The sequence below is a fragment of the Streptomyces sp. NPDC057697 genome (assembly GCF_042799335.1).
GTDB lineage: Bacteria > Actinomycetota > Actinomycetes > Streptomycetales > Streptomycetaceae > Streptomyces.
The window spans coordinates 29,899-54,773 of record NZ_JBHVJA010000023.1 but is presented as its reverse complement, the minus strand read 5'-3'; the positions used below and the strand labels follow the sequence as shown (position 1 = coordinate 54,773).

The 24,875-nt window shown below is 72.3% G+C and carries 19 protein-coding genes and 1 pseudogene; 11 read left to right on the top strand and 9 right to left on the bottom strand.

The genetic code is table 11. The annotated features are described in order from the left end of the window. Window positions 1-561: 561 nt before the first annotated feature. Entirely contained in the window at window positions 562-1,380 is an 819-nt protein-coding gene (locus tag ACFVFH_RS34850) for a GH25 family lysozyme (RefSeq protein WP_383776709.1), read from the top strand. Between the two features lie 156 nt (window positions 1,381-1,536). Then, window positions 1,537-2,682: a glycoside hydrolase family 3 N-terminal domain-containing protein gene (locus ACFVFH_RS34845; protein ID WP_383776706.1), complete on the top strand. Its 1,146-nt coding sequence runs from the start codon at window positions 1,537-1,539 to the stop codon at window positions 2,680-2,682. Between the two features lie 155 nt (window positions 2,683-2,837). Here ACFVFH_RS34845 and ACFVFH_RS34840 read toward each other — a convergent pair whose 3' ends face one another. Then, the gene (locus tag ACFVFH_RS34840) at window positions 2,838-3,713 is read right to left on the bottom strand and encodes an endo alpha-1,4 polygalactosaminidase (protein WP_383776703.1); all 876 of its coding nucleotides are present in this window, start codon (window positions 3,711-3,713) and stop codon (window positions 2,838-2,840) included. A gap of 335 nt (window positions 3,714-4,048) precedes the next feature. Between ACFVFH_RS34840 and ACFVFH_RS34835 the strand changes: the two genes are divergently transcribed. Continuing rightward, window positions 4,049-4,900, top strand: coding sequence for a hypothetical protein (locus ACFVFH_RS34835; RefSeq protein ID WP_383776699.1), 852 nt, complete (start codon window positions 4,049-4,051; stop codon window positions 4,898-4,900). A 123-nt stretch (window positions 4,901-5,023) separates the two neighbouring features. On the opposite strand, the gene ACFVFH_RS34830 is transcribed toward ACFVFH_RS34835, so the two are convergent. Continuing rightward, window positions 5,024-6,391 (bottom strand): zeta toxin family protein, encoded by a 1,368-nt coding sequence (locus ACFVFH_RS34830; protein WP_383776696.1) that lies wholly within the window; start codon window positions 6,389-6,391, stop codon window positions 5,024-5,026. A 595-nt stretch (window positions 6,392-6,986) separates the two neighbouring features. After that, window positions 6,987-7,493: a MarR family winged helix-turn-helix transcriptional regulator gene (locus tag ACFVFH_RS34825; RefSeq protein ID WP_383776693.1), complete on the bottom strand. Its 507-nt coding sequence runs from the start codon at window positions 7,491-7,493 to the stop codon at window positions 6,987-6,989. 77 nt (window positions 7,494-7,570) lie between these two features. Between ACFVFH_RS34825 and ACFVFH_RS34820 the strand changes: the two genes are divergently transcribed. Next, window positions 7,571-9,688, top strand: coding sequence for an MMPL family transporter (locus ACFVFH_RS34820; RefSeq protein ID WP_383776690.1), 2,118 nt, complete (start codon window positions 7,571-7,573; stop codon window positions 9,686-9,688). Window positions 9,689-9,730: 42 nt separating this feature from the next. Here the strand turns inward: ACFVFH_RS34820 and ACFVFH_RS34815 are convergent, their stop codons facing one another. From ACFVFH_RS34815 to ACFVFH_RS34800, 4 genes are all read right to left on the bottom strand, one after another. Beyond that, on the bottom strand, window positions 9,731-10,258 hold the full coding sequence (locus tag ACFVFH_RS34815) for a hypothetical protein (RefSeq protein ID WP_383776687.1): 528 nt from the start codon (window positions 10,256-10,258) through the stop codon (window positions 9,731-9,733). A 318-nt stretch (window positions 10,259-10,576) separates the two neighbouring features. Continuing rightward, the gene (locus ACFVFH_RS34810; RefSeq protein WP_383776684.1) at window positions 10,577-12,385 is read right to left on the bottom strand and encodes a glycoside hydrolase family 3 protein; all 1,809 of its coding nucleotides are present in this window, start codon (window positions 12,383-12,385) and stop codon (window positions 10,577-10,579) included. Further along, window positions 12,385-13,176: a tyrosine-protein phosphatase gene (locus ACFVFH_RS34805; RefSeq protein WP_383776680.1), complete on the bottom strand. Its 792-nt coding sequence runs from the start codon at window positions 13,174-13,176 to the stop codon at window positions 12,385-12,387. The genes ACFVFH_RS34810 and ACFVFH_RS34805 overlap by 1 nt, the downstream gene beginning before the upstream one ends. A gap of 587 nt (window positions 13,177-13,763) precedes the next feature. Then, window positions 13,764-14,411 carry a TetR family transcriptional regulator gene (locus ACFVFH_RS34800; RefSeq protein WP_383776677.1) on the bottom strand — a complete coding sequence of 216 codons (648 nt, stop codon included), beginning with the start codon at window positions 14,409-14,411 and terminating at the stop codon, window positions 13,764-13,766. 257 nt (window positions 14,412-14,668) lie between these two features. On the opposite strand from ACFVFH_RS34800, the gene ACFVFH_RS34795 reads away from it, so the two are divergent. The 6 genes and pseudogenes from ACFVFH_RS34795 to ACFVFH_RS34770 form a co-directional block, all read left to right on the top strand. Then, window positions 14,669-16,225: an ABC transporter substrate-binding protein gene (locus tag ACFVFH_RS34795; protein ID WP_383776674.1), complete on the top strand. Its 1,557-nt coding sequence runs from the start codon at window positions 14,669-14,671 to the stop codon at window positions 16,223-16,225. Then, window positions 16,225-17,181: an ABC transporter permease gene (locus ACFVFH_RS34790; protein WP_383776671.1), complete on the top strand. Its 957-nt coding sequence runs from the start codon at window positions 16,225-16,227 to the stop codon at window positions 17,179-17,181. Before ACFVFH_RS34795 ends, ACFVFH_RS34790 begins: the two co-directional genes overlap by 1 nt. After that, window positions 17,168-18,067: an ABC transporter permease gene (locus tag ACFVFH_RS34785; RefSeq protein ID WP_383776668.1), complete on the top strand. Its 900-nt coding sequence runs from the start codon at window positions 17,168-17,170 to the stop codon at window positions 18,065-18,067. The genes ACFVFH_RS34790 and ACFVFH_RS34785 overlap by 14 nt, the downstream gene beginning before the upstream one ends. Next, window positions 18,064-19,059 (top strand): ABC transporter ATP-binding protein, encoded by a 996-nt coding sequence (locus ACFVFH_RS34780; protein WP_383776664.1) that lies wholly within the window; start codon window positions 18,064-18,066, stop codon window positions 19,057-19,059. Before ACFVFH_RS34785 ends, ACFVFH_RS34780 begins: the two co-directional genes overlap by 4 nt. Next, window positions 19,056-20,105, top strand: coding sequence for an ABC transporter ATP-binding protein (locus tag ACFVFH_RS34775; RefSeq protein WP_383776661.1), 1,050 nt, complete (start codon window positions 19,056-19,058; stop codon window positions 20,103-20,105). The genes ACFVFH_RS34780 and ACFVFH_RS34775 overlap by 4 nt, the downstream gene beginning before the upstream one ends. Before the next feature lie 203 nt (window positions 20,106-20,308). Next, window positions 20,309-20,549: pseudogene (locus ACFVFH_RS34770) on the top strand (SAM-dependent methyltransferase); the annotation flags it as partial. A gap of 383 nt (window positions 20,550-20,932) precedes the next feature. Here the strand turns inward: ACFVFH_RS34770 and ACFVFH_RS34765 are convergent. Then, window positions 20,933-22,282: a HEAT repeat domain-containing protein gene (locus ACFVFH_RS34765; protein WP_383776659.1), complete on the bottom strand. Its 1,350-nt coding sequence runs from the start codon at window positions 22,280-22,282 to the stop codon at window positions 20,933-20,935. A 366-nt stretch (window positions 22,283-22,648) separates the two neighbouring features. Then, window positions 22,649-23,152, bottom strand: a complete 504-nt coding sequence (locus ACFVFH_RS34760) for a MarR family winged helix-turn-helix transcriptional regulator (protein ID WP_383776656.1) — start codon at window positions 23,150-23,152, stop codon at window positions 22,649-22,651. Window positions 23,153-23,427: 275 nt separating this feature from the next. On the opposite strand from ACFVFH_RS34760, the gene ACFVFH_RS34755 reads away from it, so the two are divergent. Continuing rightward, window positions 23,428-24,867 carry an MFS transporter gene (locus ACFVFH_RS34755; protein ID WP_383776653.1) on the top strand — a complete coding sequence of 480 codons (1,440 nt, stop codon included), beginning with the start codon at window positions 23,428-23,430 and terminating at the stop codon, window positions 24,865-24,867. The last annotated feature ends 8 nt before the right edge of the window (window positions 24,868-24,875 follow it).

Here is a 24,875-nt window from a genome sequence, read left to right as displayed (position 1 = left end):
TACGCCCCGACGGTGAGCTCCCCCCCCGCAGCCCCTCCATCACCGCGACGCGGTCAAGTCCGCGCTCGCCACCGCCCTCGACCGGATCGTCAGGCGCTGACCGACCGCATCCGGTCCGGCCGGACTCTCGATCCGTCGTCACACGGACCCTCGTCACGCGGGCCGTCAAGTCCCCTTCCCGCGCCGTCACTTGAAAAAAGTTTCTTCCGGTGTCGATCTGTTTCCGCAGCTCACTGAAGTATGGATTGGTATAGACCACTAACGAATCGGAAAACTGTTTACCGAACACGTGCTCCTATGGCTCACTGTGTCATGTTCGCGTCATCGGGCGTGCGTCCCTCCCTCTCCGGGAAGCGCGCGGCCGACTCCTCCTGACCGGACGCACGATGACCGCTCCGTTCCGACGCGTCGCTCTCGTACCGGCGTGTCGAGACCCGGCACACCGAAGATCGACTCGGCATCACTGCAACTCCCCCCACCAAGCAGGAGGAAGCCTTGTACCCCCGGAGCCTTTCCCGTAAATCCGTACAGCAAAGACTCATCGCGGCCGGCGTCGTCGGCATGAGTGCCGCACTGACCCTCAGCCTGATGTCCGGCACCGCCTCCTCGGCACCGCTGCCGTCGGGCGGCGCCGTACCGCAGGGCAAGGGCTACATGGGCGTGGGCTACGTCCAGGACAGCAAGGACTTCAAGCCGGACACCCGGCAGCTGCACCTCGAAGCGGGGCCTGACGCGAACCTCCTGGCGAACCCCGTGGGCGTGGACGTCTCCAGCTGGCAGGGCGGCATCAACTGGGGCGCGGTCCGCAGCGCGGGCATCGAGTTCGCCTGGATGAAGGCGACCGAGGGCACCACGTACAAGGACCCCACGTTCAGCGCCAACTACCTGGGTGCCTACAACGCCGGTGTGATCCGGGGCGCGTACCACTTCGCCCGGCCCGACGTGTCCGGGGGAGAGGAGCAGGCGAACTTCTTCGCCAGCAACGGCGGCGCCTGGTCCCGCGACAACCTGACCCTTCCCGGCGTGATGGACATCGAGGGCAGCTGCTACGGCAAGACGCCCGCGGCGATGCAGTCCTGGATCCTCGACTTCTACAACACGTACAAGGCCCGTACCGGCCGTGACGTCGTGATCTACACCAGCGCGAGCTGGTGGAACTCCTGCACCGGCGGCTGGACCGGCATGTCCGCCAGGAGCCCCCTCTGGGTGGCCCACTGGACCTCCGCGGGCAGCCCGAGCATTCCGCAGGGCTTCCCGTTCTGGACCGTCTGGCAGTACACGTCCACCGGCGCGGTGGGCGGCGTCTCCGGGAACGTCGACCGCGACCGCTTCAGCGGCGACCGTTCCCGCCTGCTCGCCCTGGCCAACAACACCCCGTGACAGCGGGCGCGGGCGGCCCGGTGACCACGCCCGGGGGACGGTGACCCCCGGGCGTGGTCCGTGCCAGGGGCCGGAGCAGGCCGAACGAGCTGCTCCGGCCCGGAGCCCGGCCGACGGCCCGGCCGGGCACGACGACAGTTCACGAAGGAGCACGTCATGAGCTCGACAGCACGGCCCCTCAGCAGGCGCGGCGCACTGCTCGCCGGAGCGGCGGCCCTGGCCGGCGGGCTGGGGGCGGCGGGCAGTTCGGACGCGGCCGCGGTCATTCCCCGGAGGACGCCGCACCCGCGCCTGCCCGCCCTGACCCCGGCACAGCGCGCCGGGCAGTGCGTCATCCACTCCTACCCGGGACTCACGCCACCGGACCGGCTGATGCAGGCGATCAAGGAGGGCCGCACGGCAGGGGTGATCTTCTTCGGGGAGAACATCAAGAACCTGAGCCAGATCGAGGGTGTCATCCAGGCGATGAACGAGGCGAACGCCTCCGCCCCCGTGAAGGCCCCACTGCTCCTGATGACCGACCAGGAGGGCGGCATGGTGCGCCGCCTGCCCGGCGAGCCGGTCATGTCCGCGAAGGACGTCGGGGCCTCCGCGGACGCGCGGGCACAGGCGGAGTTCACCGGCACCGGCGCGGGCATGAACCTCGCGGGCGTCGGCATGAACGTCAACCTGGCGCCGGTGCTCGACGTGTACCGCACGGCCGGTGACTTCACCGACCAGTACGAGCGGTCGTACAGCAAGAACCAGGAGGCGGTCGGTACCTGCGGCTCGGCCTTCATCACCGCGCAACAGAACGCCGGGGTGGCGGCCACCGCCAAGCACTTCCCCGGCCTCGGCCCCGCCTCCGCGAGCCAGAACACCGACCTGGGCCCCGTCACCCTCTCCACCTCGGCGGCCACGCTGCGCGGCGTCGACGAGGCGCCGTACCGGGCGGCGATCTCGGCCGGGACCAAGCTGGTCATGCTGTCCTGGGCCGTCTACCGGGCGTTGGACGCGGACCGGCCCGCCGGTCTTTCTCCGACCGTGGTCGGCGAGCTCCGGAACCGGCTCGGCTTCCCGGGCGTGACGGTCACCGACGCCTTGGAGGCCGGTGCCCTCCGGGCCTACGGCGGTACGGCGGAACGCGCCGTGCTGGCCGCCGGAGCAGGCATGGACCTGATCCTGTGCTCGGCCCGCGACACCGCCCAGGGAGAGGAAGCGGTGACCGCACTGAGCGAGGCACTGGCGGCCGGCACTCTCGACGGCGCCGCGTTCGACGCGGGGGCCGCGCGCGTCAACGCCCTGCGCACCGGCCTGTCCTGACCGGCCTTCGGCCGTCCGTACCCGGCCCGGCCCGTCTCCGTACGCCCCCGCCTGCCCAGGCCCGTCCGGACCGGTCGCGCGTCCACGTGCTGCGCACCGGCCCGGCCGCGGGATCGGTCTGTCCGACGGGAGCGGGCCGGCCGGAGCCGTGCCCGTCAGTCGGTTCCGTCGCAGGTCTCGAAGTGGTAGCCGTCGTGGCCGCGGGCCACGAGGTCCAGGTCCCGTCGGACGATGCTGATGTCGTCGCCCCAGCCCTCGCACGCCCGCTTCATGCCCTTGCGGGTGTACTCGATCACGATCATGTGACGGCCGAAGGAGGTCTCGTAGTCACCGCATTCGTCGTACTCGCCGCACTCCTCCACCACCGCGAAGTCGACTCCGACCTCCTTGCGGGCCGGGGCGAGCTCGGCGGTGTTCTTCTGGCCGATGGCCAGGCCCTTCGCGTGCGCGTGGGTGGCGAGCAGGGAGAGGAACGCCTTCGCGTCGTCGGCGGAGAGCAGACCCCGGGGCGCGCGCGTGTACGTGTCGTAGTTGTCCGGGTCGACGGCCTTGTAGCCCTTGGCCGCGCAGTCGTCGATCCAGGTGTTCACCTTGCGCGCGATCCGCTCGCGCTTGGCGTCGGTGTGGACGTCCAGCATCGCCTCCCCCCACTCTTCGTCCATGACGACCTTGCCCGCCTTGTCGCGGAGCAGCAGATCGGCGTCCCAGTCCTTCTCCGCGCCGGGCTGGGCCTGGAAGGCGTTGATGTAACAGATGTTGTAGACCCCGGGCGCGGGCGGCTCCGTGTGGTCCCGCGCGACGACGGTCACCCCGGCCGGCAGGGCGTACGGCTCACCGAGCTGGTAGTCGAAGCCCGCGTGCGCCGGAGGGGGCGTCACCTCCGCCGATGCCCTGGCCGATTCCTTACGGCCCGCCGACGAAGGCGTCCCGTGCGGCTCCCCGTCGTCCGAGCAGGCCGTGGCGAGGAGGGAGAGGACGGCGGATACGGCGAGGGCCGCCGAGGACCGGCGGAGAGAACCCCTGGTACGCATTGCTGGCAGGCTCCGGAAAGGAAGGGGGTGAATGGGCCGGATGTCAGCGGTGGGGCGGGCCCGGGAGCGCCGCCGTGCGGCCCGGCCTCTCGTGGTGCCGGAACATCCGCCGCCCGATTTTAGCCCGTACGTACCAGGGAGTGATCGGCAGGTCGGCGGTCCCGCGCGGACGCGCGAGCGGATCTGTTTCAAGTCCCTTTCGGATTAAGGGAGTTCATGTCATTGACGCGGGGTGACCGGCACTGTTGTAGTCCTCTCGCTCATGGAGAGCACAGTCGATGCGATGCCGAACGAAGGGCAGGATTCAGATGAAGCCGGGCAGGGTTGCGGCAACCGTGGCGATCGCGATCGCGCTGACCGCCGCGAGCGCGGGATCTCCCGCGATGGCCGCGGGCTGGACGCGGACGGCGGACTACTACCGGTGGACCGGGTTCAACGCGTTGGAACGCGGGCAGGGCGTGGCGACGGACGGGACGTACTTCTACTACGCCGGACCGGGCGGAATGGTGAAGGCCACCGTCGCGAACGACTCGGAGGTCGCCTCGTCGCTGGTCCCGATCCCGCCCCTGCTGAGCGGTACGTACGGCGGTGACCACATCGGCGATCCGGAGTACCACGACGGCTATGTCATCGCACCGATCGAGGACGGCCGCAACGGCTACCAGCACCCGCTGCTGGCGCTGTACAACGCGAGCGACCTGAGCTACACGGGCCGTTATGTGCAACTGCCTCTCGACCAGATGCCGGGCGGTGTGCCGTGGGTCGCGGTGGACGCCGCTGCCGGACTGGTCTACACGGCGCCCTGGACCCAGGACGCCGCGCAGGGGACGAACAAACTGGTCGCCTACCGCCTCGACGACCTGTTGACCCTTCCTGCGGGCTCCACGCTCCCGGTGGCGAGCACGGTGACCCTCTCGCAGCCGCTGAGCAGGATCCAGGGGGCGGCGATGTGGCAGGGCAAGCTGTACGCGTCGGTGGACGACTCGGCCAAGTCGGTCCACACCGTCGACCCGGTCTCCGGTCAGGTCTCCTACGCCTTCCACCAGGACGTGGAGTCCGGCGACGAAGTCGAGGGGATCGCCGCCTGGGACTTCGGCCCCTCGGGCGGCCAACTGCACATCGTGAACGTGGGGTCCGGCTGGAAGTCGATCTTCCTCTACCTCCAGCACTACTCGTCGGCCGGCTGACCCACCGACGAGGGCCGGGGCCCCGGCCGGGACGCCGTCGCCGTGTCCGCGACCGTCCGGGCCGGGGACGTCGAGCAGCTCGGCCCGGTCGAACGCGGCGAAGCGAGCGGCCGCAGCGGATCTCTATCGGGGGTCACGCCGCCCGAGGAATTTGTGGATCTTGTCCGGGAACTCGATGTTCAGCTGGTAGGAGTAGATCTCCGCGGCGAAGGCGTCCCGCTCGGACGGGCCGAGGTCCAGGCCGGAGCGGACCCCCATGGCATCCCTGGTCACCCTGGAGAGGTCGGGCGCCGTCGAGCGGTTGACCTGGTCAGCGGAGATGTACCCGCGCATCGTTTCGTCGAACGCCTTCAGATGTCCGTGCGCCTTCTCCGGCGTCATGGGGGCCGTACGTATCTCGCGCAGGCGCTCACCGAACTCGGCGGAACCGGGGGCGAACTCCTCCGGCCCGCCGGTGCTCTCCATGACGCGCTCACTGCGCGTGGACAGCGTGATCCGGTGGAAGAGCCCGCTTCCGAACGCCTCGCGGACAGTGGTGGGATTGTTGGCGAACGCCTCGTCGTGTGCGGCGGCGGGTGTGGAGCGGCCCTCGCTCAGGGTTCGGCTCACGGTGCCCAGGCGACTCACCTCCTCGGGCTCCGCGACGACGTGCACCTCCCGTTTCCAGCCCGGGGCGAACCGTGCCGCGGTGCTCAGCAGGGTGTCCGGGTTGCGGAAGGTGCCCTCGATGATGACGTTCTGTCCTCGCTCATGGGCTTCTCCGATGGCCATCTCGGTCCACCGGGCAATGGCCTGGGCCGTGACGTGAGGCATGTCGCGGGGGGAGCTCGCCATCACGTCGGTGTAGTCCGGATGGTGCCGGCGCAGGGTGTCGGCGTCGATCACCAGAGGGTCGCTGCCGTACTCGTCGCGGATGTCGCCCTTCACCTTCTTGCTTGCTTCGCTCTTTCCGACTCCGGGCGGGCCGCCGATGAACGCGACCACATGCGGCTCGCTGTCCTTGGCGCCGGCCTCGTCCGGCTCCCGTGCCGGTGTGTCCTGCCGTTGGCCGTCCCCGTACAGCATGGGGCGGACCTTCTTCGCGTAGAGCTGCTCGATCTCCTCCGCCGGGAGCTCCGACCTCCACCGTGAATCGACGTCGGGGGCCGGACCGTCCTCTTTCGGCTGCTCGCCGGGAGAACGGTTGGGCGTCGTGTCCGACTGCTGCCGGTCGAAGGGGGCGCCGGTCGCATCCGCCTCGGTGTCGGAGTACGTCTTCGCGTCGAGTTCTCCGCCGGGCTCCGGGCCCGGCTGAGGGCCGTCCTTCTGCGTACTCTCTTCCCCGGCCCCGGCCCCGGCCCAGTCCCCATCGGCCTCATCGGTTCCCGTGACGTCCGAGGGGCGGTCGGCCGTGAGTTCCTCGGCGGTCTCAGGGTGGCGGGCATCGGAGGACGGGCCGGCGGTGACCTCGGCCTCGGTGATCGAGACCTGCTCGGGGGCGTCGTCGGCCACGGGCGCCGCCCCGGGCTCCGCGCGCTCCGGTTGGAACGGTTCGGCATGCGACCGGGACGGTTCGGCGTCCGGTCGGGGAGGCTCGGCGTCCGGTCGGGGCGGCTCGGTCACGGTCTCCGTCCGAGCGGCCGGGTCGGTCGGACCGGCGGCGCCGTGCGCCGCCGGTGACGGCGCTGCGGGCTCCTCCGCCTCCGGCTCCTCCGCCTCCGGCTCGTCGGGGACGGCGTCGCCGTCGTCCCAAGGGTGCGAATCGGACGAGGGCGGCGCTTCCGCTCCGTTCCGCGGAGCGGGGGAGCCGTGGTCGCCCTCCTCGGCTGACGGCCGCTCACCGAGGCCGGACCGATCCGCTCCGTCCTCGGGCTCGCTCGGAATGTCCCCGTCTTCGTAGGCGTCCTCGGCCTCCGAGGGAGGCGGGGGAGGTGAAGGAATGGATGATTCGTCGGAAGCGCTGCCGAGTTCGCCCATGTTCGGCCCCTGTCCCCCTGGCGCACGCGTGCGCCGTTCCTGCCGTGGTCTCCAGCGTCATTCACTCAGCTGCGGCTCGTCCGCACAAGCGGTCCGGAAGCCTTGTCCGGCACCGTGGCGTCCTGTGCGTTCAAGTCCGTGGCGAGCTGCTGCGCAGCAGGGCCAGTTCACGGTTGAACTCGGTGAGGAAACGGGCGACCACCGTCAGTTCGGCGGGGTCGAAGCCCGCGCGGGCGGCTTCGGTGCTGCGGGCCAGGGGCTGGAAGTAATCCCGCGCGATGCTCTTCGCCGCCTCCTCGTAGTACAGGTGCACGACGCGGCGGTCGTCCTCGGCCCGGACGCGGCGGATGTGTCCGGCCTTTTCCAGCCGGTCGATGCACGCGGTGACCGCCCCCGAGGTGAGGTCCAGCTGCCGGCGCAGCCGTCCGGGCGTCATGGGTCCCTCGTCGGGGTCGGCGTCCAGCAGTGCGATGAGGGCCTGCATGTCGGTCAGGTGCAGGCCCTGGGACTGGGCGAACTCGTGGGCGATGCGGTTGAACTGGCTGTTCATCCGGCGCAGCTGAACCGCGAAGGACTGCAACCCCGCGGGGTCGTTCCCGGGATGAGGAGCGGGTGTGGGGGTGTGGGTCCCGTGCATGGCTCAAGTATAAGGTCACTCAATCATTGAGATACTTTGTGATCGACTTGTTTGGCCATGAAGCTTTGGGGATATCCATGAGAACCACAGCGCGCCGCGTCCGGTGGCTCGTTCCGCTCGTCCTCCTCGTCGTATGGCTGGGAGTCGGTGGCGCACTCGGACCGTACGCGGGCAAGCTCGGCGAGGTCGCCACCAACGACCAGGCCGCGTTCCTGCCGCAGAGCGCGGAGTCCACCAAGGTGCTCAAGGCCCGCGAGGCGTTCGACCCGACGGAAACCCTTCCCGTGATCGTCGTATGGACCGCGAACGGTGGCCGGACCACCGACGCGCAGCGGTCCGCGGCCACCCGCTCCGTCGAAGGACTCGTCGGGCGTCCCGGGGTGGTCGGAACTCCGTCGTCGGCCCTTCGCTCCGAGGACGGGCAGGCGCTCCAGGCCGTCGTCCAGCTGGATTCCGGCCTCGGCGACTCACTGCCGGACGTCCTGGACGAGGTCCGTGACGCCGCTCGAAGCGTCCCGGACACCGTGGCGCGGATCGCGGGACCGGCGGCGAGCCGGGCCGATCTGGCGGACGCCTTCTCAGGCATCGACGGACTGCTGCTCGGAGTGGCGCTGGCCGCCGTGCTGCTGATCCTGCTGCTGGTCTACCGGAGCGTGCTGCTGCCGTTCCTGATCATCCTCGGCTCCGTCTTCGCGCTGGGCCTCGCATGCGGGATCGTCTACGCCCTGGCCGACCATGACGTGGTCCGGGTGGACGGTCAGGTGCAGGGCATTCTCTCCATCCTCGTCATCGGCGCCACGACGGACTACGCGCTGCTGCTGGCCGCGCGGTTCCGCGAGGAACTCGTCCAGCGGGAAGACAGGGCGTCGGCCGCGCTGGCCGCCGTACGCCGGTCGTTCGGCGCGATCACCGCGAGCGCGGCCACCGTGGCCCTCGCGCTGCTGGCGCTGCTGGCGAGCGACCTCACCAACAACCGTGCGCTCGGACCGGTCGGCGCCATCGGGATCGTGTGCGCGGTCCTCTCCAGCCTGACCTTCCTTCCCGCCGTGCTCGCACTGCTGGGCAGGACCGCGTACTGGCCGTCCCGGCCCAGGACACCGGACTCGTCCGGCACGGGCGGTGGAGTATGGCGCCGTGTGGCGGCCGTCGTGGGTGCCCGGCCGCGCCGCGTCTGGGTGCTGACGGCGATCGTGCTCGGCGTCTTCGCCGCCTTCTCCCCTTCCCTGTCGGCGAAGGGCGTCCCCCTCGACGAGATCTTCGTGAACGACGCGCCCTCGGTCTCCGCCCAGAAGACGCTCGGGGAGCACTTCCCCGGCGGCTCCGGCAACCCCGCGGTCATCATCGCCGACGCCGGCAGCGCGGCGCGGGTCACCGCGGTGGCGCGGGCGACCGAGGGCGTGGCATCGGCCGACGCGGTCTCCGCGTCCGGGCGCCCGGGGGCCGGTGAGCCCCTGGTCGTCGGCGGGCGGGTCCGCATCGACGCCACCCTTGAGGCCGCGGCGGACAGCGACGCCGCGAAGCAGACCGTGGCGCGGCTGCGCGCAAACGCGCACGCGGTGCCGGGAGGCGACGCCCTGGTGGGCGGATACACGGCGCAGCAGTACGACACCCAGCAGACGGCCGCCCGCGACCGCACGCTCATCGTGCCCGTCGTCCTCGGCATCATCCTGCTCATCCTGGTCCTGCTGCTGCGCTCGCTGCTCGTCCCGGTCCTGCTCGTGGCGACCGTCGCGCTGAACTTCCTGGCGACGCTGGGGGTGTCGGCCGTCGTCTTCGAGCATCTGCTCGGCTTCAGCGGAACGGACGCCTCGGTGCCGCTGTACGGGTTCGTGTTCCTGGTGGCACTCGGCGTGGACTACAACATCTTCCTCATGTCCCGGGTACGGGAGGAGGCGCTGGCGCACGGCAACCGGCAAGGGGTGCTGCGCGGTCTCACCACGACCGGAGGCGTGATCACCTCGGCCGGTGTGGTGCTCGCCGCCACCTTCGCGGCTCTGATGGTGATCCCGTTGGCGTTCATGGCGCAGATCGCCTTCATCGTGGCCTTCGGCGTTCTGCTCGACACCCTTGTGGTCCGGTCGCTCCTCGTCCCTGCGCTGGTGCTCGACATCGGTGCGCGGGCCTGGTGGCCCAGCACCCTGGCGCGCGAGGACCAGGACACCGGGCCTGCCCGGAAGCCGCATCCGTCGGTATGACGGCCGGTCACCTCCCGCCCCGCCGGTCGTCCGAGGCGGCGGTCAGACGGCCGGTGTGCTGCGGGCGTACGGCGCGAACAGCAGCGACCAGTTGCCGACCGTGGTCCGTACCGGGGGCGTTCCCGGCTCCCGCGATCCGGCCCCGGGGTGGGCGGGGTCGCTGTCGTCGGGGTCCTCCGTCGCCGCGTCGAGGAGGTAGAGCAGATGCCCGTGGGCGGGGCCGGCGTCTCCTGCCTCCAGGGACCGCGTGGTGAAGGTGCGCTGCTCGTCGTACCGCACCAGATCCGAGTTCTCCACGGCGGCCTCGACGAGCCGGGCCCAGTAGGTCTCGTCGTGGGCACCCGTGCGCTGGCGCAGGTGCCGCGCGGCGTACCGCGCCATCGCGTCCGCGTCGTCGATCAGGGGGGAGAGCACCTGGTCGGAGGTGAAGTCGAAGCCGAACCACAGACGGCGGCCGTCGAGGGTCAACGACTCGATGCCCCCGACGACGCCGGTGCGGCCGGTCAGCCCGGGTGCCGGATCCGCCGTGCCCGCCCCCGGCGTGGCGTCCGAGATCGCGTTCTCTGCCATGGTGCGTTCCCTTTCCGCAGTCGCGCTCACGCTGCTGCCGCAATGTCTACCGCAGAGCACTGACATCGAGTGCGCGGTCCGTCGGCCGGACCCCCGCGACCCGCTACGGGTCCGGTCCGGCCGGGGCCCGCCGCGTCGGTCCGCGCGCCTCCGCACGCGCCAGGACGGCGGCGGCCGCCTCCTCGCTGGACGCTCGCTGGGAGCGGGCATCCAGCGACCGTCCGGAGCCGTCCGGTCCGGTCGCCCGTTTCCCCAACCGCCGCCCGGTACACCCCCGTTACGCGCACGCCGCCCACGGAGAGGCGACAGCGCGTGCGGTCATGCGCGGGCTTCCCCCGTCCGGGGGCGGGGCGCACGCGGGTGTCCGCAGCGGAAGAGCGGGGCGGCGGTGTCGAAGGGCACGTCCTCGCGCGCGTCCTCCACGGCTGCCATGGACGAGGGCAGGTCGAACGGGAGGACGCCCTCCATCGCGGTGCGGCCGAGGGCCGCGTCCAGCACCACGTCGTCCCGCGCGCCGAACTCGCCGATCAGCAGCGCGGCCCGGTCCGCGAGCGGGGTGAGCACGGCGGGCCGGTCCAGGTACACGGCGAACGCGGTGGGGACGGTCGCCGCCAGCGCGCGCAGGCGCCGCACCTCCTCCTCCGGGAACTCCAACGAGCCGCTGTGGAAGTGGCGTTCGAGCAGGCCCTCGCGCTGCTCGTACGGCGCCTGGAGCCGTACGACGGCGGCGTCGGCCTCCTCCGGGCTCTCCACGACGGTGCCGTACCGGGCGGCTACGGCCGGGTCGATCCCCTCGACGTACAACCGGCGCCCGGCCACCGGCCGGCCGGCGACGTGGACCAGCGAGCGTCGCTGGACGGCCCGGCCCAGCTCACGGCCGGCCGGGGCGCCGACGACGCCGGCGGCCTCGTCCGGGTCGACATAGGGGTCGTCGAAGAGGCCGAGGCGGAACTTGTCGCGCAGGATGCGGCGTGCGGAGGCGTCGATGCGCTCCTCGGTCACCGCGCCGGAGCGGACGGCGGTCAGGATCAGCCCGGGATCGGTCTCGCCGCCGAGTTGGTCGGCACCGGCGTCCAGGGTCAGTACCACCTGCTCGGCGACGGACAGTTCCTCCACGCCCCAGTGGCGCGGCGGGAAGGTGGTGACGCCGGGGATCTCCGTCCCGGTGATGGCGTTGAAGTCGGTGCAGATCACCCCGTCGAAGCCGTACCGCTCCCGCAGCAGACCGGTGATGACGTCCCGGTTGAAGTTGGCGCCGACCTCGGTGAGCCCGCTGCCGGAGGGGATCGCGTAGGCGGGCATGATCTGGGCGGTGCCGGTCGCGAAGGCGGCCTCGAAGGGGATCAGGTGCTGCTCGAAGGCGCCGCCGGGGTAGACCAGCCGACGTCCGGCGGCGAAGTGCGAGTCCTCGCCCCGGTACTGGGGGCCGCCGCCCGGGAAGTGCTTGGTCATGCAGGCGACGCTGTTCCTGCCGATGCTCTCGCCCTGGAGCCCGCGGATGTAGGCGGCGATCATCCGTGCGGCGCGCTGCGGGTCCTCGCCGAAGGTGCCGCTGATCCGGGCCCAGCGCGGTTCGGTGGCGAGGTCGGCCATCGGGTGGATGGCGACGCGGATGCCGACGGCGCACAGCTCCCGGCCGATCAGCCGGGCGTACTCCTCGACCAGCTCCGGGTCGTCGGTGGCGGCCAGGCCGACCGGCTCGGGGCCGGTGCTGAAGCCGCCGCCCGCGTGGGCGGTGGCGGGGTTGGAGGCGAAGCCGTGCCGGGGGTCGGAGGAGAGGGTGACCGGGATGCCGAGGCGCCCGGCCGCGGCGAGGTCCTGGACGTGGTTGTTCCACTCGGCCATCGTGCGGGCGTCGGGCACGGCCATCATCGCGAAGTGGGTGACGCCGCGTCCGGTGATCAGCTCGGCGCCGGTGGGCATCGGTATCGGCATCCGCGGATCGGGGCCGGTGACCATGCGGCCGTGGCACATCAGGGCGGCCTTCTCGGCGAGCGTCATCCGGCCGAGCAGGTCCTCGACGCGGTCCTCGACGGGCAGCCGGGGGTCCTCGTAGGGCTCCATGGTGCCGTTGTGGTTGAGGTCGCGGAACGGGGTTCCGTCGCTGTGGCGCAGTTCCTTCGGCATCAGACCGTCACCTCGGCGGTGGCCGTGGCGGCGGGCGCGGGCGCGGCGGCGGGCGCCGCCTTCGCCACGAAGGCGCCGATGGCCTCCGGGGCGACCCCGCAGCCCAGCAGGAAGCGGCGGGCACCGCCGTGCCGGGTGCGGATGACGTCGAGGAAGACGGCCATCGCCTCGGCGGGCGCCTCCAGCAGCGGGGCGGGAACGGACAGCGCGTGGTTCTCGATGTCGTTGAGGGCCTTGCGGTGGCGCCCGGCGAGCCCGGCCCAGATCTGTTCCAGCGCCTCGCCGGTGCGGGCGTAGTCCTCGACGATGCGCTCGGCGGAGACCCCGAGCAGTTCCAGCAGCAGGGCCGTGACGAAGCCGGTGCGGTCCTTGCCCGCGGCGCAGTGCAGCAGCACGCCGCCGGGGCGGGCGGCGGCCCGGACGGCGTCCGCGACGCCCTCGGGGGCGGTCTCGGCCATCAGCACGTAGAAGGCGCCGAGGTCGGCGGCGGTCGTCATGGTGGCCATCCGCGCCTCCAGGACGGGCGAGGTGGGGGCGATCGAGGCCGGGACGACGGTGATGCCCGCGGCCTCGACGGCGGCCCAGTCCTCGGGCTCGCGCTCGGAGCCGCCGCGCAGGTCGACGACGGTGCGGATGCCGGCGGCGCGCAACTGGTCGACGGTGGCTTCGTCGGCGGCGGGGAAGGGCTGGGCGGAGCGGTACAGGGCGCCGGGGCTCAGGAGGGCGCCCTCGGGGTCGGTCAGGACCGACGGGTCACGGAAGTTGACCAGGGACATGCGGGGGCCTTTCACGTAGTCAGGATGGTCCGCGGGGGATCGCGGGACGCGCTTCGGGGCAGCGGCGGGTCGCGGGCTGCGGCGCGGTGGGCGGCTGTCCGCGGGGCGCGGCGTGGACGCGGCGCGGACGCGGTGCCGGGGTGGAGCCGGAATGCCGGGTGCGTGGAGCAGCACCTCGGGAGCAAGGCATCTATATCTCTAGATGTCAGGATTCCTGGATGCTCAGATATCTACCTTCTTCCGGATGCGTTCGGCAAGCGAAGCCGAGGTGAACTTCCGGCCGACTCGTCACCGCGCGCGCGACACGTGCGCGGTGAGTGTTCGGCTCGGAAGGGGTCGGTGCAGGGGCACAACTCACCTACGGGTGAAGGGAGTTAGACGTAACCGCGCCGAGCTGTCCGACGTCGTACCGTACGGCGTCGCACCGTACGATGCCGGGCTCTCCGGCGTCGTACGGCACGGCGCCCCGGCGCCCCGTCGTCCGGCACTGTGCCGGGTGCTGCGGCACTCCGCGTACGGCGCGGGCCACATGGCAGCGGCGCCCGGCTCCTCGCGTGCTGCCGCGAGCGCGAGGACGGTCCTCGCACCCGCAGCAGCCGGCGTCAGCGCGCGGCCGCGCCGCCGGAGGGCGGCATCACCGCGTCGAAGGCGTCCCACCAAACCTCCAGCCGTCCTTCCTCCTCCACACCGTCCACGACATGGCGCCGGGTCATCGCCCCGAGCACCGCGCCGAGCGCGTGCGGCCGCAGGTCCTGGCGCGGATCGACGCCCAGCCGGACGGCGGCCACGTCGGTGGCACGCCGCACGAGGTTGTCGATCTGGAGCACCGCGTAGTCGTGCACCGTGCGGATGTCCATGAACCGGCGGCGCAGGGCCCGTCGCCGCACGGTGTGTTCGGTGGGCTCCTCCAGCGTTCCGTCGGTGACGTCCAGGGCGTGCAGGAAGGCGTCCCAGAGGTCGAGTCCGGCCGGCGCGGCGGCGAACTCGTCGAGGATGCCGTTCCCGAAGCCGAGGCCGAAGAGCAGTGACTCCTTGCTGGCGTAGTAGCGGAAGAACGTCCGGTGGGCGACGTCCGCGCGTCGGCAGATCTGGTCGACCGTGGTGCGTTCGAAGCCCTGCTCCTCGTACAGGTCGAGTCCCGCCGCCCGGATCGTCTGGCGCGTGCGCGCCTTCTTGCGGTCGCGCAGTCCCGCCTCTCCCCGCGTCCCGGTCTCCGCCGTGACGTCGGGTTCGGTCGCCTGCCCCTGCATGTGGTGTCCCGTTCGTGGTCGGTGCCCGGCGTCTCCCGCCCGGCCTTCCGGTTGCCTTCGCCCCTACGGAATCACGCGCGATACGGGCAGCTCAAGGCAAGCACCGACTCGTCGGCAACCCGCCACATGAAGTTTGCACAACTGCCTTTTGGCAGTCCTGTCACTTCCTGAGGGTGAGACCGAAGGCAGTGGTCCGGTACCGCCACCGCCTCCACGACGGACTTCTTTCCACGTATCGAGGAACGCGAGGAACCCCCATGAAGCGACCCAGGCATGTTGTTGCGGCAGCGGTCTCCGCTGCCGTCATCGGGCTGGGCACCGGCGCGTGTTCGGTGTCCGACGACGCGTTGTCGGGTGCTCCGGCCCGGACCACGCCGGGCGGTGACGGGCCCGCCGTGGACGGCGGCACCTTGAAGGTCGGCCTGGACCGCCCCTTCACGAAGATCGATCCGGCGGACACCACCCTGACGTCGATGCCGGTGATGATCCTCGCGAACGCCCTGTTCGACCCGCTGATGGTCAACGACGACAACGGCGCGGTGAAGCCCTTCCTGGCCCGGTCGTTCACCCCCGACACGGACGGAAAGGTGTGGAAGCTGGAACTGCGCGAAGGAGTGCGGTTCAGCGACGGGAAGCCGTTGGACGGCCAGGCGGTGGTGGACCACGTGACCCGGCTGTCCAAGCCGGAGAGCAAGTGCGCGTGCGCCGTGGACGCGGCGACGATCAAGAACATGAAGGTGACCGGCCCCACCGGCGTCACCTTCACCCTGACCTCCCCGAACGCGACCTTCCCGAGCCTGTTCACCCGCTCCCTCGGCTATGTGTCCGAGGCCCCCGTCGGCGACGGCCCGGCCATCGGGTCGGGTCCCTACACGGTGGAGAGCGTCCAGCCCGGCGTCTCGTTGACCGCGGTCCGCAACCCCTCCTACTGGGGCGCCAAGGCCCATGCAGACAAGGTGGTCTACCGGGTCCTGCCCGACGCCGACAGCCGGTACCAGTCGGTGCGCTCGGGGGACGCGGACATCGTGTGGACCGAGACCCCGGCGCAGCTGAAGCAGGCGTCCGGGGACGGACTGCGCACCGCCACCGGCCCCAGCTCCACCTCCACCATGCTGTTCAACACCCAGGTCGCTCCGTTCGACGACCCACGGGTACGCCGGGCGGTGCAGTACGCGATCGACCGGGAGAGCGTGGAGAAGGTCGCCTACCTGGGACAGGGCAAGGTGTCCGACGGGCCGATCGGCTCGGCCTCCGCCTACCGGCGCGCGAGCACCTACCCCGCCCGCGACGTGGCCAAGGCCCGCGAACTGCTCGCGGAGGCCGGCCACCCGGACCTCTCGTTCGAGTACATCGCCGACAGCCGGCCCGAGGGCCAGCAACGCGCCACGGCGATCCAGCAGATGCTCGGCGAAGCGGGGATCACGATGACCATCAAGCCGGTGGACCCCGCCGCCAACGGAACGGCCCTGATGCAGCGCAAGTTCCAGGTCCTGGACTTCGTCACCAGCATGTTCGGCGACACCGACACCGCCCTGTCCAGCCTGTTCCCCACGAAGGCCCCGTACAACTTCACCGGCTACGCCGACTCCGAAGTCGACGAGGCGATCGCGCGCGGCCGCGCGAGCATGGACCCCGCCCGGCGCGCCGCGGCCTACAACGAGGCGTCGAAGACGATCGTCGAGGACGCCCCGGTCCTGTTCCTCACCGAGAACCCGGCCGGCTTCGTCGCCTCCTCCCGGGTCGGCGGCCTGCCGGACCTGTCGAAGCGCTCCATCATCAACGTCTCCCCGGCCGGGCTGTGGGTGAAGCGCTGATGCCCCCGCTCCTCGGCCTCGCCGCGCGGACCGGACGCGCCGCGGCGGTCCTGCTGCTGGTCACCGTGGCCGCGCTCGCCCTGCCCCATCTGATGCCGGGTTCGCCCGCCGTCGCCGCCCTCGGTGTGACCGCCACGCCGGAGCAGATCGCCGCGTTCGAGGCCGGACTCGGCCTGGACGAGAACGTACTGACCGCCACCGTCCACTGGATCGGCGCGGCCCTCCACGGCGACCTCGGGCATTCGCTCACCAACGGGTCCGCCGTCACCACCGAACTGGCCCAGCGGATCCCCGTCACGCTCGAACTCTTCGTCGCCGCCCAGGTGGTGGCCCTCGCGCTGGCCGTGCCGGTCGCACTGGTCTCCGCCTGGCGGCCGGACGGCGTGGTGGACCGGATCGCCACCGCCGGGGCCTTCGTGTGGCTCGCGGTGCCCGGCTTCGTACTCGGTCTGCTCCTCATCTACGTCACCGCCGTGCAGCTGCGGATCCTCCCGGCCACCGGCTGGGTGCCGTTCGGCGAGGACCCGGTCGAGAACCTGCGCCACCTCGTCCTGCCCGCGCTCACCCTGGGCCTCACCGAGGCCGCCGTGTTCACCCGCGTGCTGCGCGGACAACTGCTGGACACCCTCGACCAGACGTACATCGCCGCCGCCCGCAGCCGCGGCATGGGCACCGTGCGACTGATGCTGCGCCGGGCCCTGCGGCCGTCGTCGCTGCCGCTGGTCACGCTGATCGGCATCGGCATCGGCACCTCGCTGGGCGGCTCCGTACTGGTCGAGTCGCTGTTCGCGGTGCCGGGCGTCGGCAGCCTCGCCTCCGGGGCCATCGCCGGCCGCGACTTTCCCGTCATCCAGGCGGTCATGGTGGTCTGCGCCGTCGCCGTCGTGCTCGCCACGCTCGGAGTGGACCTGCTGTACCGCACGCTCGATCCGAGGATCGCCCATGACCACCGCTGAACGTGCCCCCGCCGCGCCCTCCGCCCCTTTGGCCCCCCGCACCCCCGGGGCCTCCCGCACCCGCGCGGCCCGTCGGCGCCCGCCGGCCGGTGTGCTGGCCGCCGGGATCTGGCTGGCCGTCATCCTGCTCGCAGCCCTGCTGCTGCCGCTGCTGCCCGGCTTCGACCCGCTGCACGGCGACTTCTCCGCCCCGTCCGCCCCGCCCGGCCCCGGGCACTGGCTGGGCACCGACGCGGGCGGGCGCGACGTACTGCAACGCACCGTCGCCGGGGCCCGCGCCTCCTTCGGCGTCGCCGGACTCACCATCGCCGTCGGCCTGCTGGGCGGAGGCGCCCTGGGACTGGCCTCGGGCTGGTTCCGCGGCCCGGTGGACAAGATCATCGGGTTCGCCACCGATCTGCTGATGTCGGTGCCCACACTGATCCTGGTGATGATCGTGGTCTCGCTGCGCGGCCCCAGCCTGCCCGTGATCGGCGCGCTCGTCGGCCTGTTCACCATCCCCGCCTTCACCCGCGTGGTGCGCGCCGTGGTCCTCGCTCTCAGCGAGCGCGGCTTCGTCCAGGCCGCCCGCATGATCGGTACGGCTCCGATGCGCATCCTGTGCCGCGAGATCGTCCCGCACGTCGCGCCCGCCGCGCTGACCTTCGCGTTCACCGCGACCACCGTCGCCATCGTCGCCGAGGGCTCGCTCAGCTTCCTCGGCTTCGGCCTGCGCCCACCGCAGCCCTCCTGGGGCGGCATCATCGCGGAGGGCCGCACCACGCTCGGCAGCGCGCCATGGATCTCGCTCGCCCCGGCAGCCGTCCTGTGCCTGACCGTCCTCGCCCTCAACTACCTCGGCGAGCACCTGCGTTCGCCCGCACGGAAGGGACCGAAGAACCGATGACCACCCCGGTCCTGGACATCCGCTCGCTCGACACCACCCTCCACACACCCGACGACCGGCGCCTGCACATCCTGCACGGCATCACCCTCACTGTCGGCGCCGGGGAATGCCTCGGCGTCGTCGGTGAATCCGGCTCCGGCAAGTCCGTACTCGCCCGCACCGTCCTCTGCGTGCACGCCCGTACCACCCGGGCCGAAACCACCGGGCAGATCCTGCTGAACGGCGAGAACTTGCTCACCGCCGCCCCGGCCCGCCGGGCCGCCCTCCTCGGCACCGGCATCGCGATGGTCCACCAGGACCCGATGACCTCCCTCAACCCGGTCGTACGGATCGCCGACCAGGTCACCGAATCACTCACCAACCGCAAGCGGCTCACCCGGCGGGAGCGGCTGCACACCGCCACCGAACTGCTCGCCGCCGTCGACGTCCCCGACCCCGCCCGCCGGGCCCGCGCCTACCCCCACGAACTCTCCGGCGGCCTGCGCCAGCGCGTCGGCATCGCCGCGGCGCTGGCCGGCGACCCCGTCCTGCTGCTCGCCGACGAACCCACCACCGCCCTGGACGTCACCGTCCAGCGCACCGTGCTCGACCTGCTCGACCGCCACCGGGCCACCCGCGGACTGGCCACCCTCCTGATCACCCACGACATCGGCCTGCTCTACGGACGCGCCCGCCGCATCGCCGTGATGTACGGCGGACGGGTGGTCGAGAGCGGTCCCACCGAGGACGTCACCGACCGCCCCGCCCACCCCTACACGGCGGCCCTGCTGCGCTCCGTACCACGCGTCACCGGCCCCCTGCGCCGAACGCTTCCGGCCATCCCCGGCTCCCCGCCGGACCTCTCCCGCCCGGCGGCGGGCTGCCCCTTCGCCCCGAGGTGCGAACGGGCCGAGTCCCTCTGCACCACCACCGCCCTGCCCGTCCACCGGGCCGGCCCGGCGCACACGGCCTCCTGCCACTTCCCCCTCACCCCCCTGGAGCGCACCCCATGAGCGCCACCCCGCCCGCCGACGCCCCGCCGTCCGCCCCGCGCGCCGCTCCGGGCCCGGTGCCCCCGGACACCACCGTGCTGCGGGCGACCGGGCTGGAAGTCGTCCACCGCACCCGATCCGGACCGCTGCACGCCGTCAGCGGCGTCGACCTGGCCCTGGAGGAACGCCGCACCCTGGCACTGGTCGGGGAATCCGGCTCCGGGAAGAGCAGCATCGCCAGGGCACTGCTCCGCCTGCCCCCGCCCACCTCGGGCACGGTCACGCTCGACGGCACCGATCTCGCCGCCCTCCCGGCCCGCCGACTGCGGGCGCTGCGGCCCCGGATGCAGATGGTCTTCCAGGACCCGCTCTCCTCGCTCAACCCGCGACGCACCGTCCGCGGCCTCGTCGCCGAACCGCTCGACGCCCATCCCGGGCAGAACCGGGGCCGGGACCGGGCGACCGTCGTCGACGAGCAGCTGAACGCGGTCGGACTGGACCCGGAGCTGTTCGGCGACCGCAGACCCGACCAGCTCTCCGGAGGGCAGGCCCAGCGTGTCGCCATCGCGCGCGCACTCGCCGCCGGACCACGGGTGCTGATCGCCGACGAGGCCGTCTCCGCGCTCGACGTCTCCGCCCAGGCCACCGTCCTCAACCTGCTGCGCGGACTGACCGAGGAACGCGGCCTGGCCGGCCTGTTCATCACCCACGACCTGGGAGTCGTACGGGCCGTCAGCGACGACATCGCGGTGCTCCAGCTCGGCCGGATCTGCGAACGCGGCCCGACACAGGCGGTGCTGGCCGCCCCCGCGCACCCGTACACGGCCGCGCTGCTGGCCGCGGTGCCCGAGCCGGGCCGTCCCCTGGGCGACACCGGACTGCTGCCGGCGGATCCGCCCTCGCCCCTGGACCCGCCGTCCGGCTGCCGCTTCCGCACCCGCTGCCCGCTGGCCCACGAACGCTGCGCCGCCGAGGCACCCGCCATGCGCCCCGTCGGCCCCGGCCGTACCGTCGCCTGCCACCGCCCGCTGCTGCCCGTCCTTCCGGAGGCCGCCACCGGCCTGTGACGCCGGACGGGCGGGCGGGGACGGCGGTGAGGCGTACGGGAAAGCAGTGGAGAGCCGGGCGCGGCACCGCATACCTTCGGCCGCACGGCTGACGAGCGCTCCGGTCGTCCGCGGCTCGCCGCGCTCTACGACCCCTCGATCCCGATCGCGGCGGCCTCGACGCGTACCTCCGCATGGCGGAGGAGTTCGGAGCACGCCGAGTGCCGGACGTCGGCGAGGTCGAGAGCTGGGTCGAGGTGACCGACGTGAGCCGCCCGCCGGTGACCTTCCGGTGGACGTACGTCTTCGCCGCGGACGGCCAGGTGCTGACGTCCGATTCGGCGTTGCGCTTCCGTGAGCGAGGAAGTCGCGTCGGACCCGCTCGCGCGGGGATACGTGGTCGACGGGGTGCGGGGAGCACCGGACCGGCCGGGCCGGGAGTTCGTCTTCCTCGCGCGGCGCCCGGAGGCGCGCCGAGCCCGGCCCTCGCCGCTCCCGGGCCTCCGCGGCGGCCACGAGGGCCTTCGCCCCGCCCGTGTGCCGCCCGCCGTGCTTCGGAACGGCCGGGCATACGCTATAGTTGATCTTGAAGGTTCACCGCGAACAGCGCGGTGGCCGACGCGCGTTGGTGGTCCAAGGAAAGACGCCCCGCTTCCCGCGGGGAAATGCAGGTGCAAGGCCTGCCCAGCGCTCGCTCACGAAGCCCTTCCCCGACCGGGAAGGGCTTCGTCGTTTCCCCGGCGCCACGCGGGGACCCGCCGACCCGGGCGCGGCCACCGCCCGACCCCGCCGGAGCACGGTCCGTACCTCCGTGAGAGGTACGGCGGCCGCCGGGGCCGGAGCGGCCGTCATCCGACGGCCGGGCCCTCCCGCCGCCATTTCCACCGCCACAGCTCGTCGGCCCGGTGGTCGTGCTCGAAGCCGGTGCCGAGGGGCCCCACCCGCTCGATCGCCTCGGCGGTGCGGGGGTCGTCCCGCAGCGCGAGCCCGTACGCGGCCTCCAGCCGTACGGGTTGGCGGTCGTCGTCGAGCAACGCCGCCAGGGCGTCGGCGACACCGGGCGTCCGGACCGGGGAACCGGCCAGCGCCGCCGCGGCAGCGCCTCGCACATCGGGGTCCGCCGCCCCGGTCAGCGACACCAGCGTCCGGGTGGTCTCCGGGAGGAGACCCTCGGCCCACATGCCCGCCGTGCAGGCCCTGAGCCGCACCTCGGCGTCCGGGTCGCCCATGAGGGCGAGCAGGGCGTCCCCGGCCTCCTGCGTGCGGGGGCCGTCGTCCGAGGAGAGGGCGCCGGGCACCTCGCGGCGTACGTGCGGATCGGGATGGCCCGCGTGGCGGAGGCCGATGGCCTCCTGGTCCGGATGGTCGTGCTCGGTGAAGGCGCCGAGCACCTTCGCGAGCAACTCGTCGTCCGTCTCCTCGACGGCCCAGACGGCCAGGAGATCGCTCTCCTTCTTCTCGTAGAAGGGGCTGGTGTCGAGGAGCCCCCGCGTCCGCAGGTAGTCCAGCACGAACCGGCGACTGGCACGGTCCGGGTCGTGCCGATGGGCCACCACCGCCGACCAGGTCTCGAAGCTCCGGCGCCGGGTGAGGATCCAGCAGGCCGCGAACCAGTCCACATGCTCCTCATCCGGGTGCCGGACCGCGCGGGCGATCAGCTCGTCGACAGGGGGCAGCACGCGGAAGGCCCACTCCAGCAGGGTCAGGATGGCGCCGTGCCCGGCCCGTACGACGAAGCCGCCGGCCGAGACCTGCTCGACCCACTGGTACGCCCCGTCCTGGACACGGACCGTCGTGGCCGCGACCGGCGCGCCCGCCCTGCGGCGCAGTTCCCCGGCAGCGCCCGTCTCGTACCGGCTCCGGGCCAGGGCGAGCAGCCGTTCACGGGCGGACTCCGTGAGCCGCAGCCGGGACTCCTCTCCCAGCACCGCCGAGAAGACCGCCGGAGAGCCGCCGTCGGTGGCGCGCCACAGCGGCGTGGTCCCGTCCGGCAGTACCCGGTCGGGGTCCGCGCCCCCCTCCACCAGCGCCTCGGCGACCGGCTCGTCGTACGCGGCCACCGCCGCGCACAGCAGCGGCAGTCCGTTCTCGTCCACGGTGTCCGGACGCGCGCCCCTGCTCAGCAGATCGCGCACCGCGTCGGCGTCCCCGGCCCGGACCGCCGACCCGAGCCGACCGTCGAGTCCGTCCTCGCTCATGTTCCCGCCCCCTGTTCTCTTCTCCATGACCCCGCCGCCCCACCGGCCACACGCGGCAGGGCCACCGTCACCGGGACCGCGGTCTGCCGCCTGCGGCGGGAGGGGGAGCGGCCGACGGTCCGCGGCACCGCCCGGCACCGGCGGACGGCTCCCGGCCCATGAGCCGGTCCGGCCCGGTTCATGACGGGGCGCCGCCGGTCCTGTGCCCGGCGCGGCCCGGACCTCCCTCGCGCGAGGGACATCGTAGGCGCCGGGTGAACCGACGCGCCGACCGGCAAGAAGCCCGGCACCCGTCCCGCGCCCCCGGAACGCCTGTCGCGCGGGCTCGTTCGTCCTCGATTCCGGCTCTCGGACCGGGCAGGACGGTCATCCGGTGGCGGAAGGGCCCTCCGCCCGCTGCGGCCGGTCCCGGGCCAGTCCCTCCAACTGCTCGATGCCGTGATTGAACTCGATCATGAGCGTGAGGAACTGCCTGGTCCGTTCCTCGTCCCAGCCGGCCGCCTCGATCAGCCGCGCGGCCCCCGCCCTGCTGATGGCCCGGTCGGCCTCCAGCCGCTCCAGACCCAGCGGGGTGGGCCGGAAGGTACGGGCGCCCCCCTTGGTGGCGGCATCGATCCGCTCGACGAGGCCGTGTCCGAGCATGGTGCTCATCTGCCGGTTGATCGTGGAGACATCGGCCTGGAAGGTGTGCGCCAGCTCCTTGAGCGTGAGGGGCTCGCCCGTTTCCAGCCGGGTGAGCAGGACGTAGGCCGAGCGGTCGAGGCTCTGACCGATGCGGGGGCCGCGCGACGCGATGAAATGCCTCGAAAGCAGGGTCAGTTCCCGTTCCAGGTCGTTCAGGTGGCGGTCCTGCTCGGCCGGCTCCGTCATGTGTCTCGTACTCCCATCGTCTGGATCCGCTTCACCAGTGTCCACGGCCGTCCCGGCCCCCCGGCGCTCGACCCCGGAGCATTGCACCCCGGATGATGTGTATGTAACATGCACATCCTACTGCCGGGGGCCTTCGAGTGCCGTGAGGAACCCGCGGCCCCGGGGCCGCGACACCGCCGGCACGGAGCAGGAGGGCGGCCCCTGCCGAGTCGCCCGTGCCGCGTGCAGCCCGGCCCACACACAGGTGGGCCTCCCGTCTCTCAAGGAAGTGCCTCGTGCCGACCAGAACCGTCCGTACCGTGGGGCCGGCGGCGGTCACCACCGTGATCACCCTGAGCTGCGTCGTGATCTCGCTGATGCAGACCTTCATCGTGCCGATCATCCCGAAGCTCCCCCATCTGCTGGACACGGACGCGTCCAACGCCTCCTGGGCGATCACCGCCACGCTCCTGGCCGCCGCCGTGGTCACCCCGATCGCCGGGCGCCTCGGCGACATGTACGGCAAACGCAGGGTCATCGTCGCGAGCCTGGTCCTGGTCGTCGTCGGATCGGTGCTGTGCGCCGTGTCCGACAGCCTGATCCCGGTGATCACCGGCAGGACGTTGCAGGGCCTGGCCACCGGAGTCATCCCGGTGGGCATCAGCTTCCTGCGCGACGTACTGCCCGCCGAACGCGTCGGCGGCGCCATCGCCCTGGTCAGCGCCGCCCTCGGCGTCGGTGGTGCCGTCGGCCTGCCCGTGTCCGCCGCCATCGTCCAGTACGCCGACTGGCACGTGCTGTTCTGGGTCGCCGCCGTGCTCGGCGTGATCTGCCTCGGGCTCGTGGCGGCACTCCTGCGGGAATCCCCGAACCAGTCCCCGGGACGCTTCGACGTGCTCGGCGCGATCGGACTCGCCGCGGGACTGGTGTGCCTGCTCCTTGCGGCGACCAAGGGCGGCGGCTGGGGCTGGACCAGCGGCCCCGTCCTCGGACTCTTCGCCGGCGGTGTCGTGGTCCTCGCGCTCTGGGGCGTGTACGAACTGCGCGTCGCACAGCCGCTGGTGGACCTGAGGGTCACCGCCCGCCGCCCCGTGCTCTTCACCAACCTGGCGTCCCTCATGGTCGGCTTCTCCATGTACGCGACGTCGCTGGTGCTGCCGCAGCTGCTCCAGTCCCCCTCCGCCACCGGGTACGGCCTGGGCCAGTCCGTGCTCGCCGCGGGCCTCGCCCTGGCGCCGAGCGGCCTGGTCATGATGGCCTTCGCGCCGCTCTCGGCCCGCATCACCGCCCGGCACGGCGCCCGGGTGACGCTGCTGACCGGTCTCTGCGTCATCGGCGTCGGGTACGGGGTCGGCCTGGGGCTCATGGCGGAGGTCTGGCAGATCATCGTCATGTCGATGATCGTCAGTGCCGGTGTGGGCATCGCCTACGCCGCCAGCCCCGCCCTGATCATGGGCGCCGTTCCCGTGACCGAGACGGCGTCCGCCAACGGCATCAACTCCCTGATGCGCTCGGTCGGCACGTCCTCGTCCAGCGCGGTGATGGCGGCGATGCTCGCCGGCATGTCGACCCAACTCGGCCCGGTCTCCGTACCGACCGAGAACGGCTTCCGCATGACCTATGTCGTGGCGCTGCTGGCCGCGCTCGCCGGCATCGTCCTCACCCTCTTCATTCCCCGGGTCCGGCGCGCCGCCGCGCCGGAATCCGCCCCGGCCGCGGCCGCCGTCTCCCGCTGACCCGCCGC

What these genes read in the sequence shown, in the direction of transcription:
- ACFVFH_RS34850 (WP_383776709.1), top strand. Translation starts at nt 562, where the DNA reads ATGAGTGCCGCACTGACCCTCAGCCTGATGTCCGGCACCGCCTCCTCG.
- ACFVFH_RS34845 (WP_383776706.1), top strand. Translation starts at nt 1,537, where the DNA reads ATGAGCTCGACAGCACGGCCCCTCAGCAGGCGCGGCGCACTGCTCGCC.
- ACFVFH_RS34840 (WP_383776703.1), bottom strand. Translation starts at nt 3,713, where the DNA reads ATGCGTACCAGGGGTTCTCTCCGCCGGTCCTCGGCGGCCCTCGCCGTA.
- ACFVFH_RS34825 (WP_383776693.1), bottom strand. Translation starts at nt 7,493, where the DNA reads ATGCACGGGACCCACACCCCCACACCCGCTCCTCATCCCGGGAACGAC.
- ACFVFH_RS34820 (WP_383776690.1), top strand. Translation starts at nt 7,571, where the DNA reads ATGAGAACCACAGCGCGCCGCGTCCGGTGGCTCGTTCCGCTCGTCCTC.
- ACFVFH_RS34815 (WP_383776687.1), bottom strand. Translation starts at nt 10,258, where the DNA reads ATGGCAGAGAACGCGATCTCGGACGCCACGCCGGGGGCGGGCACGGCG.
- ACFVFH_RS34810 (WP_383776684.1), bottom strand. Translation starts at nt 12,385, where the DNA reads ATGCCGAAGGAACTGCGCCACAGCGACGGAACCCCGTTCCGCGACCTC.
- ACFVFH_RS34800 (WP_383776677.1), bottom strand. Translation starts at nt 14,411, where the DNA reads ATGCAGGGGCAGGCGACCGAACCCGACGTCACGGCGGAGACCGGGACG.
- ACFVFH_RS34795 (WP_383776674.1), top strand. Translation starts at nt 14,669, where the DNA reads ATGAAGCGACCCAGGCATGTTGTTGCGGCAGCGGTCTCCGCTGCCGTC.
- ACFVFH_RS34790 (WP_383776671.1), top strand. Translation starts at nt 16,225, where the DNA reads ATGCCCCCGCTCCTCGGCCTCGCCGCGCGGACCGGACGCGCCGCGGCG.
- ACFVFH_RS34785 (WP_383776668.1), top strand. Translation starts at nt 17,168, where the DNA reads ATGACCACCGCTGAACGTGCCCCCGCCGCGCCCTCCGCCCCTTTGGCC.
- ACFVFH_RS34780 (WP_383776664.1), top strand. Translation starts at nt 18,064, where the DNA reads ATGACCACCCCGGTCCTGGACATCCGCTCGCTCGACACCACCCTCCAC.
- ACFVFH_RS34775 (WP_383776661.1), top strand. Translation starts at nt 19,056, where the DNA reads ATGAGCGCCACCCCGCCCGCCGACGCCCCGCCGTCCGCCCCGCGCGCC.
- ACFVFH_RS34765 (WP_383776659.1), bottom strand. Translation starts at nt 22,282, where the DNA reads ATGAGCGAGGACGGACTCGACGGTCGGCTCGGGTCGGCGGTCCGGGCC.
- ACFVFH_RS34760 (WP_383776656.1), bottom strand. Translation starts at nt 23,152, where the DNA reads ATGACGGAGCCGGCCGAGCAGGACCGCCACCTGAACGACCTGGAACGG.